10 protein-coding genes and 1 pseudogene are annotated in these 16,195 nt (G+C 44.8%); 1 reads left to right on the forward strand and 10 read right to left on the reverse strand.

The features are described from left to right. Positions 1-42 precede the first annotated feature (42 nt). The 7 genes and pseudogenes from lptB to ACP2WE_RS00735 all read right to left on the reverse strand — a co-directional run bounded on the left by lptB (position 43) and on the right by ACP2WE_RS00735 (position 7,925). Complete coding sequence (gene lptB, locus ACP2WE_RS00705; protein ID WP_425213691.1) at positions 43-771, reverse strand: LPS export ABC transporter ATP-binding protein; 729 nt, start codon at positions 769-771, stop codon at positions 43-45. Positions 772-819: 48 nt separating this feature from the next. Next, positions 820-1,332 (reverse strand): LptA/OstA family protein, encoded by a 513-nt coding sequence (locus ACP2WE_RS00710; RefSeq protein WP_425213886.1) that lies wholly within the window; start codon positions 1,330-1,332, stop codon positions 820-822. A gap of 232 nt (positions 1,333-1,564) precedes the next feature. Beyond that, a pseudogene (gene panC / locus ACP2WE_RS00715) lies at positions 1,565-3,269 on the reverse strand (pantoate--beta-alanine ligase). Between the two features lie 12 nt (positions 3,270-3,281). Further along, positions 3,282-4,379 (reverse strand): septal ring lytic transglycosylase RlpA family protein, encoded by a 1,098-nt coding sequence (locus tag ACP2WE_RS00720; RefSeq protein ID WP_425213692.1) that lies wholly within the window; start codon positions 4,377-4,379, stop codon positions 3,282-3,284. A 752-nt stretch (positions 4,380-5,131) separates the two neighbouring features. Further along, positions 5,132-6,676: a circadian clock protein KaiC gene (gene kaiC, locus ACP2WE_RS00725; RefSeq protein WP_425213693.1), complete on the reverse strand. Its 1,545-nt coding sequence runs from the start codon at positions 6,674-6,676 to the stop codon at positions 5,132-5,134. Continuing rightward, on the reverse strand, positions 6,666-6,974 hold the full coding sequence (gene kaiB, locus ACP2WE_RS00730) for a circadian clock protein KaiB (RefSeq protein WP_330483130.1): 309 nt from the start codon (positions 6,972-6,974) through the stop codon (positions 6,666-6,668). The genes kaiC and kaiB overlap by 11 nt, the downstream gene beginning before the upstream one ends. 48 nt (positions 6,975-7,022) lie before the next feature. Further along, complete coding sequence (locus ACP2WE_RS00735) at positions 7,023-7,925, reverse strand: circadian clock protein KaiA (protein ID WP_425213694.1); 903 nt, start codon at positions 7,923-7,925, stop codon at positions 7,023-7,025. A 225-nt stretch (positions 7,926-8,150) separates the two neighbouring features. Between ACP2WE_RS00735 and ACP2WE_RS00740 the strand changes: the two genes are divergently transcribed. Further along, positions 8,151-10,970 (forward strand): ATP-binding protein, encoded by a 2,820-nt coding sequence (locus tag ACP2WE_RS00740; protein ID WP_425213695.1) that lies wholly within the window; start codon positions 8,151-8,153, stop codon positions 10,968-10,970. 82 nt (positions 10,971-11,052) lie between these two features. Here ACP2WE_RS00740 and ACP2WE_RS00745 read toward each other — a convergent pair whose 3' ends face one another. The 3 genes from ACP2WE_RS00745 to ACP2WE_RS00755 all read right to left on the reverse strand — a co-directional run bounded on the left by ACP2WE_RS00745 (position 11,053) and on the right by ACP2WE_RS00755 (position 15,989). Continuing rightward, a complete protein-coding gene (locus ACP2WE_RS00745) occupies positions 11,053-14,160 on the reverse strand; it encodes a 7TM diverse intracellular signaling domain-containing protein (RefSeq protein WP_425213696.1) in 3,108 nt (1,035 codons plus the stop codon). Between the two features lie 97 nt (positions 14,161-14,257). Then, positions 14,258-15,013: a MinD/ParA family ATP-binding protein gene (locus ACP2WE_RS00750; RefSeq protein ID WP_425213697.1), complete on the reverse strand. Its 756-nt coding sequence runs from the start codon at positions 15,011-15,013 to the stop codon at positions 14,258-14,260. A gap of 4 nt (positions 15,014-15,017) precedes the next feature. Further along, positions 15,018-15,989, reverse strand: coding sequence for a GAF domain-containing protein (locus tag ACP2WE_RS00755; protein WP_425213698.1), 972 nt, complete (start codon positions 15,987-15,989; stop codon positions 15,018-15,020). Positions 15,990-16,195: the final 206 nt, after the last annotated feature.

A 16,195-nucleotide genomic window follows, 5' to 3' on the forward strand; every position in this document is an offset into this window, starting at 1 on the left:
ATTTAGCCCCGCTAAACCATCTAGCGTTTACAGTCAAGATCTCTAAAACTGAAATTTCTCACCAAGGTAATATTTTCTAACTTCTGAGTCGCTTGCCAACTGATCTCGATCACCAGAAGCCAAGATTTCACCATCCCGCATAATATAGGCTCGATCGATAATGGCTAGGGTTTCTCGCACGTTATGGTCAGTAATTAAAATGCCCATACCGCGATCGCGCAAGCCTGCAATAATCGTTTGAATTTCTGCCACAGCGATCGGATCGATGCCAGCAAAGGGTTCATCCAGCAAAAGAAACTTCGGTCCATGTTCGCCCACTGCCAAAGCCCGAGCAATTTCTGTACGCCGTCGTTCTCCACCAGACACCTGAATCCCCTGAGAGTTTGCCACATTATGCAAACGAAACTCATCGAGCAGTTGGTTCATTTTGGGACGACGCTGTCGCACAGGTACATCCGTTTGCTCCATTACCAGTAGTAAATTATCACGAACTGATAAATGACGAAAAATTGTGGGCTCTTGGGCAAGATATGCCATACCCAGACGCGCCCGTTTATGAATTGGCAGGTGGGTAATGTCTAAGTCATCCAGCATCACAGTACCTGTATCTGGCTGGACTAGCCCCGTGGTGATATAGAACGTTGTGGTTTTTCCTGCCCCGTTGGGACCAAGTAGCCCCACAATTTCTCCTTGCTTGACTGAGAGGCTAACCTGATGTACGACTTGACGACGACCATATAGTTTGCTGACGTTGTCTAGAGTGATTTTCATGAAAGCGTCTTAGAGTTTCGATGGTGACATGTCTCAGATAGCTACAGTTTACTGACCCGTAGATCCCGAATTTGGATTACTAGAATTGCCAGGCAGCTTATTTGTTTCCGACGGATTTGCATCTTGCGTTTTAGGTGGAATCACCAATGGGCTGATTTGGTTTTTAAAGGCAGGCTTGATCTGAGTCACTGGGGTTGCTGTGGTCGCTGTCGTTGTGCCGACATCGCGATCGGGCACAACATAGACCGATTCCACTTGTTGATTGGCAGGTGGCTCGGCAAGAAACTTACCTTCTGTCACCAAATAGGTAATCGTCTCAGCCTTAAGGCTATTCACACCTTGCTGAATAACAATCACATTGCCCGTGAGCACGACGCGTTGCTCCTTGGAATAATATTGTGCTTGTGCCGCAGTGGCATTGATCTGCCGTGCAGGATAGTTCATTTGCACGTTTCCTGTCGCAGTCACCACGCCCGTAATCGAGTTGGCTTCTTGGATATCAGCGCGAATGGTGAGTGCGGTGTTAGCAGTTTGCGCTACAACAGGGGCACTGCCATTCATACTAAACAGACTAACCACCCCTGCGCCCACAAGGAGCAGAGGCAGGAATGCAGCAAATTTTCTGACAGCGTTCAATCTGCGAGAAAATCTCGAACGGCGAGTTAATAAGGATGGGGGAGTCACAGGTATTTTCACGATCTGCTTATGCTCAGCATCATAGAGGTATGGTTAACAGTTAGAAAAGTCCTAATAGATCTAAGAATCATGATGATTTAATCGTGAATCCGATCGCTTACTGTTTTTGAGTTGGGTGACCACTCGTTACCTTTGCTATATACAAATCTACAATAACTGCTACGACATCGTTGATGCTGCGTCCGTCCGTATCTACAGTTATGGCATCATCTGCTTTTCTTAAAGGTGAAACTGTGCGTGTTGTGTCTAGATCGTCCCTTGTTTGAATAGCTTCTGCTATGACGGTGATATCTTCGACGGGTTCCCCTTTAGACAGACCCATAGATTGAGCCACTAACTCTGCATGGCGGCGTTTAGCACGCTCTTGCACAGAAGCCGTTAAAAAGACCTTAATCTCAGCATCAGGAAAGACATGGGTACCGATATCTCTGCCTTCCATAACAATACCACCCGATTTTCCCAGTACTTGCTGCTGGCTGACTAAAATTTCTCTAACCGAAGGTTGGGCAGCGATCGCTGACACTTTACTGGTTACATCCTTCGAACGAATTGCCGTGGTCACATCGACACCATTCACAAAAACCTGTAGCGGTTGTTTGGTATCCGTCGCATGGGGATGTAGGTCAATATCTGCCTGACGAGCCAGCTCAGCGATCGCCCGATCATCCGTTAATGCCACATTAGCCGCTTGCACGACCCAAGCGATCGCGCGGTACATAGCACCCGTATCTAAATAGAGCAGCCCTAACTCCTGAGCTACTAACTTAGCGACGGTTGACTTGCCTGCTCCTGCGGGACCATCGATGGCAATAATCGGTTTGCGATTTGATGACACGGATTGTTTACTCTAGTTTTAATTCTGAATGGGACAAAGGGTTTAGGAGAATATTATCAATTAATCGGGTTGTACCCACATGCGCCGCGATCGCCAACATTGCCCCACAATCCTGATTCACTTTCGATGAAGATGAATTTGATGAAGCATCGGGAGAATCATCTGGTAAAGCGAATGCAGAATTCAACGGCTGTAAACTCAGTGCATCCACTAGTTCGACATACTCCACGGTAATTAGGGGTCGAGCAGCTAAAAAATTGCGAACGGCAGCTACAAGGCGATCGCGATCGCCAATGCCTTGTTGAAATAGCGCTGCTGCCTTCCGCAGTGCCTGATACAGGGCTGTAGCTGCCTCTCGTTGTGGGGCAGCTAGGTATTGGTTGCGCGAACTCAACGCCAAACCATCAGGTTCTCGCACGGTGGGGCAACCAATCACCTCGACAGGAATATTCAGATCCTTAATCAACTTTCTGAGAATTGCTAGCTGCTGGCCATCTTTTTGCCCAAAGTATGCCCGATCGGGTTGCACGATCTGTAAAAGTTTGGTGACAATCGTCGCCACACCTGTGAAATGTCCCGATCGCGATCGCCCGCATAAGCCCTCTGTCATCTCAGGCGGCGGCAAAACCTGGGTAATACCCGATCGGATAGCTAGCTGGGCTTGAGCCCCAATTTCTTGGGCACTGGGCGCAAAAATTGCGTCTACCCCTGCTGACTGACAAAGCTGTTGATCTCGATCGAGCGTACGGGGATATTTATCCAGATCCTCACCAACCCCAAACTGGAGCGGGTTGACAAAAATGCTGACAACCACGCAGTCATTTTCCTGTCTAGCCCGCTCGATCAGACTGAAATGACCGCGATGCAGTGCCCCCATCGTGGGTACAAGACCAACCGCTCTATTTTTGTTCGGATAGGTCTTGAGAAAACTGCGTAGAGAGGCGATCGTGGTGAAAAGTTGGCTCAAATTTCGATCTAGTTATTTAATGGGGGTCGAGCCAGTTAGGACTGCAGGTATCAACACTTCCAGCTTAACTTGAGCAACTCCAGCATGGATTAAGTCGATTACTTCGGCAGAACCCTTGGACATATCAAGAATTCGATCTCCAGAAAAGGGTCCTCGATCGTTGATGCGGACGACTACAGATTTGCCATTGTCCATGTTGGTAACTCTTACCTTTGTCCCAAACGGCAAGGTGCGATGGGCTGCGGTTAAGTCATTGGTATTAAATAATTCGCCACTAGCACTATAGGCTCCTTCAAACCCAGGTCCATACCAAGAGGCAAGTCCCGAACCAACTTCCGTAACTTGACCAATAAAGTCTGCACCAGTCTGGTTTGTAGCAAGCAAGGCAGTAGTTGGGGCATTGGTAATGCCATTCACAGGTGTTGCCCCACCCATCAAGCGCCGCAACAAGTTTGTCGCTTGCAGTAGATCTTCAGCTTTATTGCGGGTGGTTTGGGGCAAGATTAAACTTTCATCAAACTTAAGGGCAGCGCGATCGCCAAACTTAATCACGTAATTTCCTGATTCCCAAGCAGGAGAGATTGCACTGGCATCAAGCCCTTCTTGACTGAGTTGATTAATGAGCGCCGCCGCCGCAGTAGCACGTTCGACAGGATCGTTAGAGGCTAGAGGTTCTGACTCGGTCTTTGTCTGTGAAGGAAGCTTCGTTGCTTTTGCCGAATTTAACTTTACTGCCTGCCCAGTGGATAGATTGTTGGCAGCGTTTGTTTTACTGATTTTATTTCCCTCAGCATCTAAACTACTGACAAAGGTAAGAACTGGAATCCCGCGTACATAGACTGTAGCGGCTTGTCGTTCGTCAATCTTGTGAGGGTAAATTTTGGCGATCGCATCTTCTTGCGAACGAGCCATAGAGCGAGAACGAGTTTCACCCACTTTCAGAACATTGGAACGAGCATCTGAAGTAGAAGGAATGGTTTCGGTTTGCTTGTCTGACTTCACTAGCTTATCCGTTTGAGCTGTAGCTGTGTCACTAGAGAAGCTAAGAGCCAAAGGAAAAGCGGAAATCGTTAAAGCGAAAAATAGTAAATTGATAAGGTGTTTTTGCATAAGTCCAGTGTGTGTGAACTGTTTTGAGTAAAGGGGGCGTTGCAATTTGGGAAGGATTACTCGAGCAGTTAAAGCAATTCGACTGACGTGATTCACACTAACATGCATTCTCACACTTGGGAACAAAACCAGCCTATAAGCCAGTCATAGATGGGATTTCAAAGCAAAAATTTGAGTGTTTTCACTCAATTAGAGTGGTTTTCTATAATAATTTTTTATTATGGGACGGTTTATCCGATCGCCTTGAAGAAAATCCATCGAAAGAGGTAGAGGTTTGCGATCGTAGCTTTCTTGAATATTTAAGTTTTTAAACAAGCTTTGATTTAACAGAAGTCAATTAATTCAGGCTTTTCTGGATTTTTGATATTTTTTGCGATCGCTTTATTCGATCGAGGAAATGCTTTGAGTACGACAAAATCTGACAACTTAGCCTATCTTAAGACATAGGAAAATAGTCATGATTTTGAGCCGTAATGGGTTGTTTTCCCATGACTTTCGGTAGAATCTCAGCCGAGAAATATAAGTATTTTTAATAAATCGAAGCATAAATTCGCAAAATTAATTCGCAAAAATAATCATGGATTATTATTCTTTTAGGAATTGATAAATTGAATCTTGAAAGAGGTAAAGCCTAGAATCATTGCAGGAAAAGGGATGTAAGCTTTCTCTGGCATGTAATGCGAAGTCTTTGTGCTTTAGATAACAAGAATGGATTGAAGTTCGAGATTCTCAAATTAATCCCTTCGCACCAATTAGCTCAAAGGATCGGAAACACCCCGAATAATTCGGGAAAGCTCGGACTTTTCATCTACAGAAATTCGCGTCGGCGAACCACTGAGAATGCGTTCAAAGCCTTGGAAAGAGTCCTTGATCTGAGCGCCCTGATCGGTAATGATATATTCGCGAATTTTGCTGTCATGGCGCGAACCACGCATTTTAAACACGTTAACAGCACGGGACATTTCGCCCCGAATTTCTACATATTGCAGCAAGATAATCGTATCTGTGATCGTAGAAATATGAGATTCGGTAATCGAATGCGAACCCATGAACTGATCGGTTGTATTGGTGAACAGCCCTGTAATTTCCTCTTGCTTGACATAGCCCGTTAGCCCAATCACAAACTGACGGAAGGTATTGTTGCTAACCCCACGGGCAAGCGCAGAAAGTGAGTCGATCGCAATTCGAGAAGGCTTAAATGTGGCAATTTCGGACTTGATCACCTGCAAATGATCTTCTAGCCCTGCGGATTCTGGGTAAACGCAGATAATTTTTAATAAACCCGAACTTTCCCATTTATCAAAATCAGTGCCCCAAGAAGAAGCATTGCGGGTCAGTTGTTGGCGAGATTCCTCATAGGCAAACAAAATTGCGCGTTCGCCGCCTTCACAGCCTGTTTCTAAAAACTTGCTGACCATTAAGGTCTTGCCCGTACCCGTTGCTCCTGTGGTCAGAATGATCGAGTCTTTAAAGTAGCCACCGCCACACATTTCGTCTAGGGTTTTAATGCCTGAAGACACTCTGGTATTAGAGGATTTTTGGGTCAAGCGCATAGCCCCAAGTGGGAAGATGTTAATGCCCTGACTGGTCATGGTGAAAGGAAATTCACCTTTCATATGGGTTGTGCCCCGCAGTTTGAGGATCTCGGCTGTACGGTGACGACGTTCGCCATCTAGCACGTTACGTAAAATAATCACATTGTCAGAGACAAATTCTTCGACTCCAAACCTTGCCACGGGGCCATATTCTTCAACCCGCTCGGTGGTCAATACTGTGGTGACACCCAAAGACTTTAACCTTGCCACCAACCGAAAGATCTCTCGTCGTACCAGACCAATCGATTCATATTGCTGAAAAATGGCGGTAATCGAGTCAATCGATACGCGTTTGGCTTTGTATTTGAGGATGGCATATTGAATGCGCTCAATCAAAGCGGTCAGATCGAATTCCCCCACAATTTCTTGCCCATCTGGATCGGGAGAAGCATCCAAAATAAACAATTTACCTTGCTCGATCAGTTCGGGTAAATTCCAGTTAAAGCTATAGGCATTTTTAACAATATCTGAGGGGGACTCCTCAAACGTGACAAAAATACCAGGATCGTCTAGCCCAACAATGCCGTTATAAAGAAACTGCATGGCAAACAGGGTCTTACCTGTGCCTGATGTACCGCTAACTAGGGTCGATCGCCCTTTGGGTAAGCCACCATGGGTGATGTCATCTAGACCTTCAATCATGGTCTGTAGCTTCTGAACCCCTAGCTCCTGGCTATTGGCATCGCGTTCCTTATTGGACATCTTCCATCAACTCCTCATATAGTAAATCTAGCCCGATTAAAACCTTTTCACGATCTGAAAGATCGCCAATAATCTTACGCACGGGGGGTGGAAGGATTTTTGCTAAGGTAGGAGTTGCCAATATTTTGTCTTCCTCCGCTAGTTGAGGATTTTTTAATACATCGATAACTTTGAGGGTATAGACACCCTGAAACTCCTTTTCCAGAATATCATTTAGTGTTTTCAACGCACGTACAGAGTTGGGCGTATTCCCTGCTACGTAGAGTTTCAATACATAGGTTTTACGAATAGGTCTCATTAGTTATTACGATGATCGGTATTGTTGGGTGATTAATTACTGCGATCGCTATGCCCCTCTGGGAATTGAACGACGATATAGTTCACAAAGGTGGGCAATGATATCAATGAGCGTGATTCGATAGTCTAATAACACTTCTTCACTACGACCCTCTAGTTTTAGGAATTTGGCAAATTCGTCCATTAAGTTCATGTGCAGTTCTAACACTTGAGAGACCGAAATGTCACCAAAAAAAGCTAAATTGACAAATTCGTCGATTTTCTGATTTAGATCGATGGGTTTGTCTTTAAAGTATTCCAGAATAATGCCTCGATAGGTGTGATTGAGGCGATCGAGATAGCTCTGCTTGTCTTCATCGGGTAGATGGCGAAAGAACTGTCTAGGATCGCGCTTGTAATAAACACCTAAGTATCCTAGCCTTTCTTTTAACTTCTCCGCTAATCGCAGTTGCTGTGTCGATAAAGAAACTCCTGAATTTGGAATGCTGACGTAGCCTTGAGGTTTTGTCGTAGCAAAAGTTCTTAAAAATGTTGATATTGCCTGTTCGATCACCGTAGGCAGATCGGATAAATGTTCTGGCAAGATACACAACACGGCTTTATAAAAATTTTGAAGATCGCTTAAAGACAAATCTTCGGTTGACTCAAGGTTAGCGATCGGGGCAGTCTCAGCCTGAATCATTACCGTGGGCAAAAATATTCCCAATTGGCTCAGGCGATAAATAACGGCTTCGGCTTCTCCCCAAGTAATTAGACAGTCCTGAAAACAGTCTTGCGGGGTTTCTTGCTTAGAATCTTGTTTAAAAAGTGCCTCTTGTAAAGCGTCTAGACTAGATACACAGGTAACGTTGTAACGCTGAGTTGGCAAAAATTGCTCAATCTTCGTAGCTACAGATAGGCTTTGCGACTCTGGAACCAAACAACATACTTGTAAGACGGGAGGTAAAGACACAGGTGATCTAAGTTTATTTTTATTTCTAATTGCTTACGTTAATCTTTATTTTCTCATTCAATTAGCGAAACCATGTGAGATTGGTTATAGCTAAAAAAGTATTAAGCAATCTACTCAATAGTAATACCTTACGAATAGCTTAAGAAATTGTATTGAGCATCTAACTAAAGGCTTATAACCTAAGTAACCAAGTAACCGCATAGTTTTTGATTGGGTTTTGCCACAATGGAGTCAATTGACTCAAATCAATCTCTCGATCAGTTTGTACAGCCACATGTCACAACTTGCGGGCTAGGTACGACTGTTTTTGATGCACTATCTCTTCTAAAAAAGGGATGGTCATATATTATTGTGGTCGATCGCAAAACCTCACCACAAGGGCTTTTTAACTCTCAATGCCTGCTGGGCTGGTTAGATCTCGATCCGAGTAATGACTCGCCAAATAGTCTTAAGCTAGATTTTGCTGCCCAAACACTAGCAGATGTTGATTTGCAACCCCTGCCCGCGATCGCTGCGGGATCTTCTGTCAAAGAATTTTTAAAGAGGATCTCGCAGTACGATCACGCTGCCTCAATCTGGGCATTGCTAGATCGCCATAATCGTTATGTAGGCGTCGTAGAGGTTCTCGATCTAGTCCGCCGCCTTAAAGAAAAAGACAAGCCTGCCGCTCCTACCTATGTCGTAGCTCCTCTGGTTAGATTGATCGAGCAACTACCCCTACCTTTATTGATCCATGACACCAAGGGTAAGGTGCTGGGCATGAATCAACTGTGGCGAGATAGCCTGCACCAAAACTTGGTACCCTCTGACGATGAGTCAGACACAATTTCAGCTACCGATTCCCCCCTATCCTTATCTACCCACAATCTTCCGCAACTCTATCAATGTTGCACGATGGATGGTGAGTCGCATACATGGCAGGTAACCAGTACCGCTTTGTATGGGGAGTTAGCGGGGCTAGAAATGGCGATCGCCTATGACATCACCTTGCAAAAGCAATTAGCCCAAGAGCTATCTGGGCTCAGCCGCCTCAAAGATGAATTTCTTGCCTGCATTAACCACGAGCTTAAAACCCCACTTACCTCTGTGATTGGGATGGCAAGCACGTTAAATACCAAAACCCTCGGCGAACTAAACCAACGCCAAAGCCGCTATGTCAACATGATTTATCAAAGTGGGCGGCATTTGGTCTCGATCATTGACAATATTGTTGACCTTGCCAAGTCTGAGTCAGGTCAACTAGCCCTCTCGTTGGAAACCGTCTCCACCAAAACTATCTGTCAACAAAGTATTCAGCAAACACGCAGATTGTGGCAGCAAGACATTGGCATTCATAAAAACTTTGCCTCAGAAACAGGTATCCCCCCCTTAGAAATTTTGCTAGATATTGACCCCACAATTCCTACCTTGATTGCGGATGGTGGTAGATTGCAGCAGATGTTGGTCAATCTGCTTTCCAATGCCTGTAAATTTAGCGAAGTCCCCATTGATTCGTTTAACGAGGAAACCCAAGAATACGAGGAGCTTCCGCCTCAAACTGTGCCAACGAAAGTACAAATTAAGCTATCAGTACGATGGTGGGAGGGTTGGATTGCTTTTACCGTAGCCGATCGCGGCATAGGAATTCCAGAAGCAAAGCAACATCTGATTTTTCAGAAATTTCAGCAGGTAGAAAGCGTGCTCACCCGTCGCTTTGATGGGCCTGGTCTGGGTCTAGTCTTGACGCGGCATCTGGCTCGATTGCATGGAGGCGATGTCACCTTTGTCTCTCAAGAAGGTGTAGGTAGCCAGTTTACGATTTTGTTGCCCCCTGCGCCACCTAGTAACTTAGAGCTTGACTCACAGGTTGCGATCAGCCATAGCCGTCTTGTGTTGGTGGTAGAAGCAGTGTCTAAAGATGTAGAGCGGTTTATGGTGACGCTGACAGACTGGGGCTATCGTGTTGTGGTCGCCCGTTCGGGTACCGAGGCACTAGAAAAAGCTCGTCGCTTACAACCCTGTCTGATTTTACTCAACCCCAACCTACCGATGCTGTCAGGCTGGGATGTGCTGGCTCTACTAAAATGCGACCCAGCAACCCAGCATATTCGTGTGGTGATGGCAATCGACCCTAGCGAAACCAAACGCGATGGGTATCAATTAGTTGATGGCATTCTGACGAAGCCGATACAACCAGCTCAACTGAGTACGTTTTTATCTCAGTATGCGATCGCGCAAAAACCTCTAACCCTTGTCTATTTTCGTCAAGATGTAGAAGAAGAAACGATCGCTCTGCTCCAAGATTTGGGACATCGCTTGTTAGAGGCAGACGATCTGGCTCAAGGCGAAATGATTTCAAGAATTTGGCAAACCGATCTGACCATCTTAAATAGTAGAGAAAAAGAAAAGATGCGATCGCGGTTGGCAAATCTTTATCAGTTAGACACGCTATCTAAGCTGCCTATTTTGCTTATTGGCATAGAAACTGCGGACTTGGCTCCATTACAGACTCAGTTCCCAAATCTTAGGTTATATGGATGTCCAGAAGTGGAATCTTCCGATCCCAATTTACTCCCATTCACAATCTCTCAGCGACTCAATCGATTGATTCATCGAGCAGTCAGCCATTTGCAAGCGCCAACGATTTTGTTGTTTACGTTTAAAGATGCCACCTCAGAAGCGAACTTGGAAGCGAACGTCTTAGCTCAACCTTTACACCAATACTTGACCTTGGCAGGATTACAAGTTCAGTTTCTCAATGATTCGGAGTTGCTGCAACAGAGTCTTGAGTCACAGGTTGCCGATGCACTGATTGTGATGGTGAACGATCGCTTGCATCTAACTTTCCAGGAGCAAAAGGATATGACGCAGTTAGCAAAAATGAACGTAGGCATTCCCATTATTGTGATTGATGGTAGAATCGATGCGCAGCAATCACAATCGCCTACACCGCCTGATGGTATTACCCAGTTGGTTCAAATTGCGGATGTCGTCCTGAAACAACCTGATGCGATCGTCAATCTTTTACCCACCTTGAATAAGTATTTAAATCATGGTCAGAGATGATGCTTGCATCAATTCCTACTTTGGCGAAGCGATGGACAGAGAGAAAGATTAACGGTAGGAAACTTGATTGAATCTGTAAGTATTATGAGGAAATAGATTCTAAAATGGATTTTAGCTCGTCCATGCGGATAGGCTTAGCAAGAAAACCATCCATGCCCGCCGCAATGCAGATATCGAAGTTTTCCGCCAAGGAATTTGCCGTCATCGCAATAATCTTGATTGGGGCAAGGGTGCATAGGTCTGGGGGAGAATCTTGGAAGCGAATTGAATGCCTGATTTTGCCATTCCTCTCCATCTCTCGAATTTTTATCGTTGCTTCTAGTCCATCCATTTCAGGCATTTGCATATCCATGAAAATGACATCATAGTCTTGATGATTGAGAATCTCTACTGCTTCCAACCCGTTATTGGCAAGATCGGCCGTATAGCCCAAATTTTTTAGCATTTTTATAGCTACTTTTTGATTGACGATATTATCTTCAGCAAGCAAAATTCTCAAGGAAGGACGAGCATCCTGATTGTCTTTTGCTTTGTCGATCGTTTCCTTGCCTGTCATTGCTCGATCTAGCTTACTACCCTTATCAGTATAAAGATATCGTACTCCCAAATACTCTGCCATTTTCGCAAATAAAGTATCTTGTTGCACGGGTTTACGCACATAATCATCACAGCCTGCGGCTAGTACCAGCGATCGCTTTTCTTCAAAAGCACTGGCAGTCAGGGCAATAATTATTGTCTTTGAGAATGGGTGACTTAATTCTACATTCTCCTGACGTTCTCTCTCTCGAATTCTTCTCGTAGCTTCATACCCATCCATGACAGGCATACGCATGTCCATCCAGATCAAATGCGGTTGCCAACTCTCCCAAAGGGCGATCGCTTCTGCTCCATTCTCTGCTTCTTTGATATCGAAACCAATGGGAGAAAGCATCTTGGTCAGTAGCTGGCGGTTTTCCCAGACATCATCGACAACCAGAATGCGGTAGATGGGCAGATCGGGAGCTAGCCCGATCGCTCGGTGAGCAGGCTGTTGAATTTTTTGCTCTATCGTAGTTCCCAAGGATGCCTGTATTTCAAACTGGAACAACGTTCCGTGAGCGATCGCACTTTGCACCCTCAGTTCTCCTCCCAAGAGCTGGATAAATTTCTGGCTAATCGGCAATCCCAACCCTGTCCCTTGCTGAGATTTTTTGCCTGACGCAGTTTGCACAAAGGGTTGAAATAAAAAGCCGATTTCATCGGGAGAGATCCCGCCCCCCGTATCTTCTACTTCAAAATTAATCGTTATGAAGTCGCGATCGCCACGGTGAAACTGATTTACAACTGCCACGCGCAGCACTACACTGCCCTGGTTGGTAAATTTAACCGCATTTCCCAACAAATTTATCAAGATCTGCCGTAATTTCCCTTCATCGGTTTGAATAAATCGAGGTAAATTAGGGGGATATTCAAATAGAAGCTGTAGGTTTTTGGAACTTGCCCGTAAAGCAAACATCTCTTCTAAACTATTTAAGAGCTTGTATAGGTCAAAATTATTTTGATTGAAGCTCATATAGCCTGCTTCGATCTTAGACATATCTAGGATGTCGTTAATCAGTTCCAATAAATGATCGCCGCTGCGGCTAATGATACTGAGGTTCTCTAACTGTTCGGAAGTCAGCGAGTCATCACCATACATAATTTGCGTAAAACCGAGAATGGCATTTAAAGGCGTTCGCAACTCATGACTCATATTTGCAAGAAACTCGCTCTTAGCACGATTGGCATTATCCGCTGCTTCTTTTGCCTGTTTTAAATCTTTTGTCCGCTCTACTACCCGATGCTCCAATTCATCCTTTGCTTGTTGTAGTGTAGCAGTCCATTCATCCTTGAGGCGGAGTGCCTCTTGCTGTTCGCGCATGACTTCTGCTTGGGCTTCTACCTTTTCTTGCTTTAAGAGATTGATGCGATCGCCAAGGGCAAGGGAGAGCATAAACACCATAAACACCAACCCTAATCTCAGGCTCTCATCTGTAAAGAAGTTACTGGGAATGAGATTAAATAGGGTTAAACAATAGGAAAATGCACCAATCAGCACGAGCGAATAACCGATCAGATAATAGCGAGCGGGTCGATAGCCTCCTTGCCAAGATTTCACGCCAACGGTCATACCGATTACGCAACTAATCGCCAATAAAGCCACTGCTGTCTGTGCAACAGGTCGATAGCTAACAAACACTGCGGCAATAACGATCAGGAACCATAGGAAATTTACACCAAAGATGATTTTGCGAAGTCTAGGGCTATAAATCTTGGTCTGCAAAAAAGCATTCATGAAGTTGAGAACAGAGAACGCGGAGAGCGCTGCCAAAATAATAATCGCGACATTGTTCCACCAAACCTGCTCGGGCCAGAGATATTGCAGCCCAAATCCATCGGTGGTAGCAACCCATGCACCCCCACTTAAAACAAATAGAACATAGTATAAATAGCTGCGTTCTTTAAGAATCAAGAACAAAATGAAATTATAGCCGCTCATCACCAAGAGAATGCCATAAAACCCTCCCAAGAGAAATTGCTGATGATAGCGATGTTGGGCAAAAGCCTCTAACGACCAAAGCGTCAGGTGAAGCGGTAAACTGCTGGTTGTTTCAAAACGCAGAAAAATCGTTTGTTCGGTTTGAGATGCAAGAGGAATTTTAAAAACAGGGAGGCGATCGTCTACTTCTCGAATTGCGAATGGATAGGAGTCCCCTGCATATTTAACAATCCATTTTTGTGACTGTTTTCCTGATTCTGAGACATTTTGGGTCTGTTGAGCGCGTTCGTCAGGCAGGTAAAGGGTTATGCGATCGATTAAAGGATAACCAATCTCTAATCGCCATGCAGTTGCTGCTGATGCTTGATTGCGGAGATGCAACCGCATCCAGTAGGCGGAATGGGTAAATCCGTAGGAAGGACGTTCGGTGTGATTACGAACAAACTGCTGTGCCAGAGGCGATTGGCTCACCGCATCAATTGTCCATTGCGTCGATTTATCTTCTAAAATCTCTAAATATGACCCCAAGGGGTAGCGATCTTGCGTATCCTGTAAAATCAGAGAAGATGAAGCCGCCAGTGTTTGGGTAGGTAAGCTTAGAATTCCCAGAGCTACGAGCAACAGGATCGCAAACAATATGGATAGGAATGGCGATCGCTGTAGGGAAGTCATGTAAGATAAGCGCTCCGATGGTCGCAAACTCTTATGGAATAAGAATATAGCTACTCAGTTATGTTAGCATTCAAGCTACGAGTGCTTCATACCATTTCTACGTAGCGATCAGGTTTGCGATCGCCTGATACTCTAGACTGAGCGGATGATTGGGATAGAGAAGTAAAAACAAACCATTACTGGCGAGTAGCATCATATCTTCGCTATTGGGTAAAACACCTGCCACAGGAACTTGATAGGTTGTTTTGATTCGTTCTTTCAGCATTTCTTGATCGAAGCTGGGTAGCATGCGATTGATCACCACCAGCATCTGCGATACACCTAGCTTACGCGCTACATCAATGGTTACGGCTGTACCTTGAAAGTCTTGCTGATCGGGACGCATGAGTAGCACCAAAATATCAGACATTGTGATCGACAGCAGGGTTTCCTCATTTAGTCCAGGATGGGTGTCAATCAATAGATAGTCTAACCCTAAGCGATCGATCAGCGCTTCAAAGCCGTCTTGCAAAATCTCAACACTAAAACCCTCCCGTAAAATCTTGGAAATGTCAGCCATTTTGATACTAGACGGAACGAAAAAAATGCAACCATTCTGCGCTTGCACCTCTTTAGGGCTGACATCATAGGCAGCTTTGTCGATCGCGCAGTTTCCCCACAGATAACTATTTAGCGTAAACTCTATGAGATCGGGCTCTAACCCAAATAAAACGTGAATTCCTGGGGATTGAATATCGGTATCGATAATGCCCACCCGTTTGCCTTGACAAGCGATCGCTACAGCCAAGTTAGCAGTAGCATTTGACTTCCCAGTTCCACCTCGAAACGAATGTACTGAAATAATTTTCGACATATACCTACTGCTCAGATAACTCACGATGCTTATTGCGCCTCTGCCGATGCTCTTCTGCTTTTTTAAGTAAAAGCCTGAACTGCTCGGTTTCTGTAATTTCAGCTACTTGCTGCACCCGTTTTCCCTCATCAATCTCAAGCCGTAATTCTATCAACTGTTGCTGCAATTTGTACTCTCGTTCTTGGGCTTGCTGTAGCTGATTCTCATAGACGATCAGATTGTCTATGGCTGGTGTGACTTGAGATGCAATTGTCTTTAAAAGCTTTAGATCGCTGGCGTTGTAGCGGATTGGGACATTGTTACTAATATTAATCACACCAATAATCCGCTCATTTCCTAATAAAGGCACGCAGATCATCGAACAAATTGGATTCGCACCCTTAACGAATCTAGGGTCAGCCATCACATCGTTAATAACTTCGCCCTTGCGTTGCTGAATTACAGAGGCAGCGATCCCACCTTTTAGCTCGACGATCGTACCAGAGATATAGTCACCCGCTGAGCCAATTCCTGCAATTAGTTCTAGGGTGTTTTGCGTGCGATCGCGTGCAATCATCATCGATGCACTACTAAACTGTAAAACTCGTTTAGCGGCTTTCAGGGTTAATTGGGCAATATCTTGCAGCCCTTTGCAGTTTACTAAGCCTTCAGCGATGTGATAAAGACAATTGATTTCTTTATATCTTTCCAAAGCCTCTTTCATAATAGTTTTCTTGGCTTGCTCCGATCGCCAAATCGAGGAAAGCCAATTGGCAATGGTATCCGCATGCCGCGCGGAGATCGCCCAACCGACAATTTGCTCGTTAATGCCAATCGGAAATTTTTCTCCCGCAGCTTGGCTGACCTCTCCGAATAGGATCTTGCCATCAAGGTCTTGAATTGCGATCGCAGCAATATCTGTCGCCATACTATTCAGCAGAGCGAGTACCTCGGGCTTAAGAATTTTTTTTAAACTAACTTGGACTGCCTTTGGCACGTGACTTAGCTTTCAATAGCGCTTTATAATAGCTACTTGGGGATCGCTAGCTATTGCTTCCTGTGTAAGCTTAATATTATCCTAGTCTAGGAAAGCACCACCATTGGTTTATTGGGGCATCTAATTTAAATCTATTGCTTTTACTACTTTTTCGGATCGTTCAGTAGACATTTTATATAAATCGCCTGTTTGAGAAAATTTACTTT

Source organism: Tumidithrix helvetica PCC 7403, from assembly GCF_965232925.1.
GTDB classification, from domain to species: domain Bacteria; phylum Cyanobacteriota; class Cyanobacteriia; order Pseudanabaenales; family Pseudanabaenaceae; genus Tumidithrix; species Tumidithrix helvetica.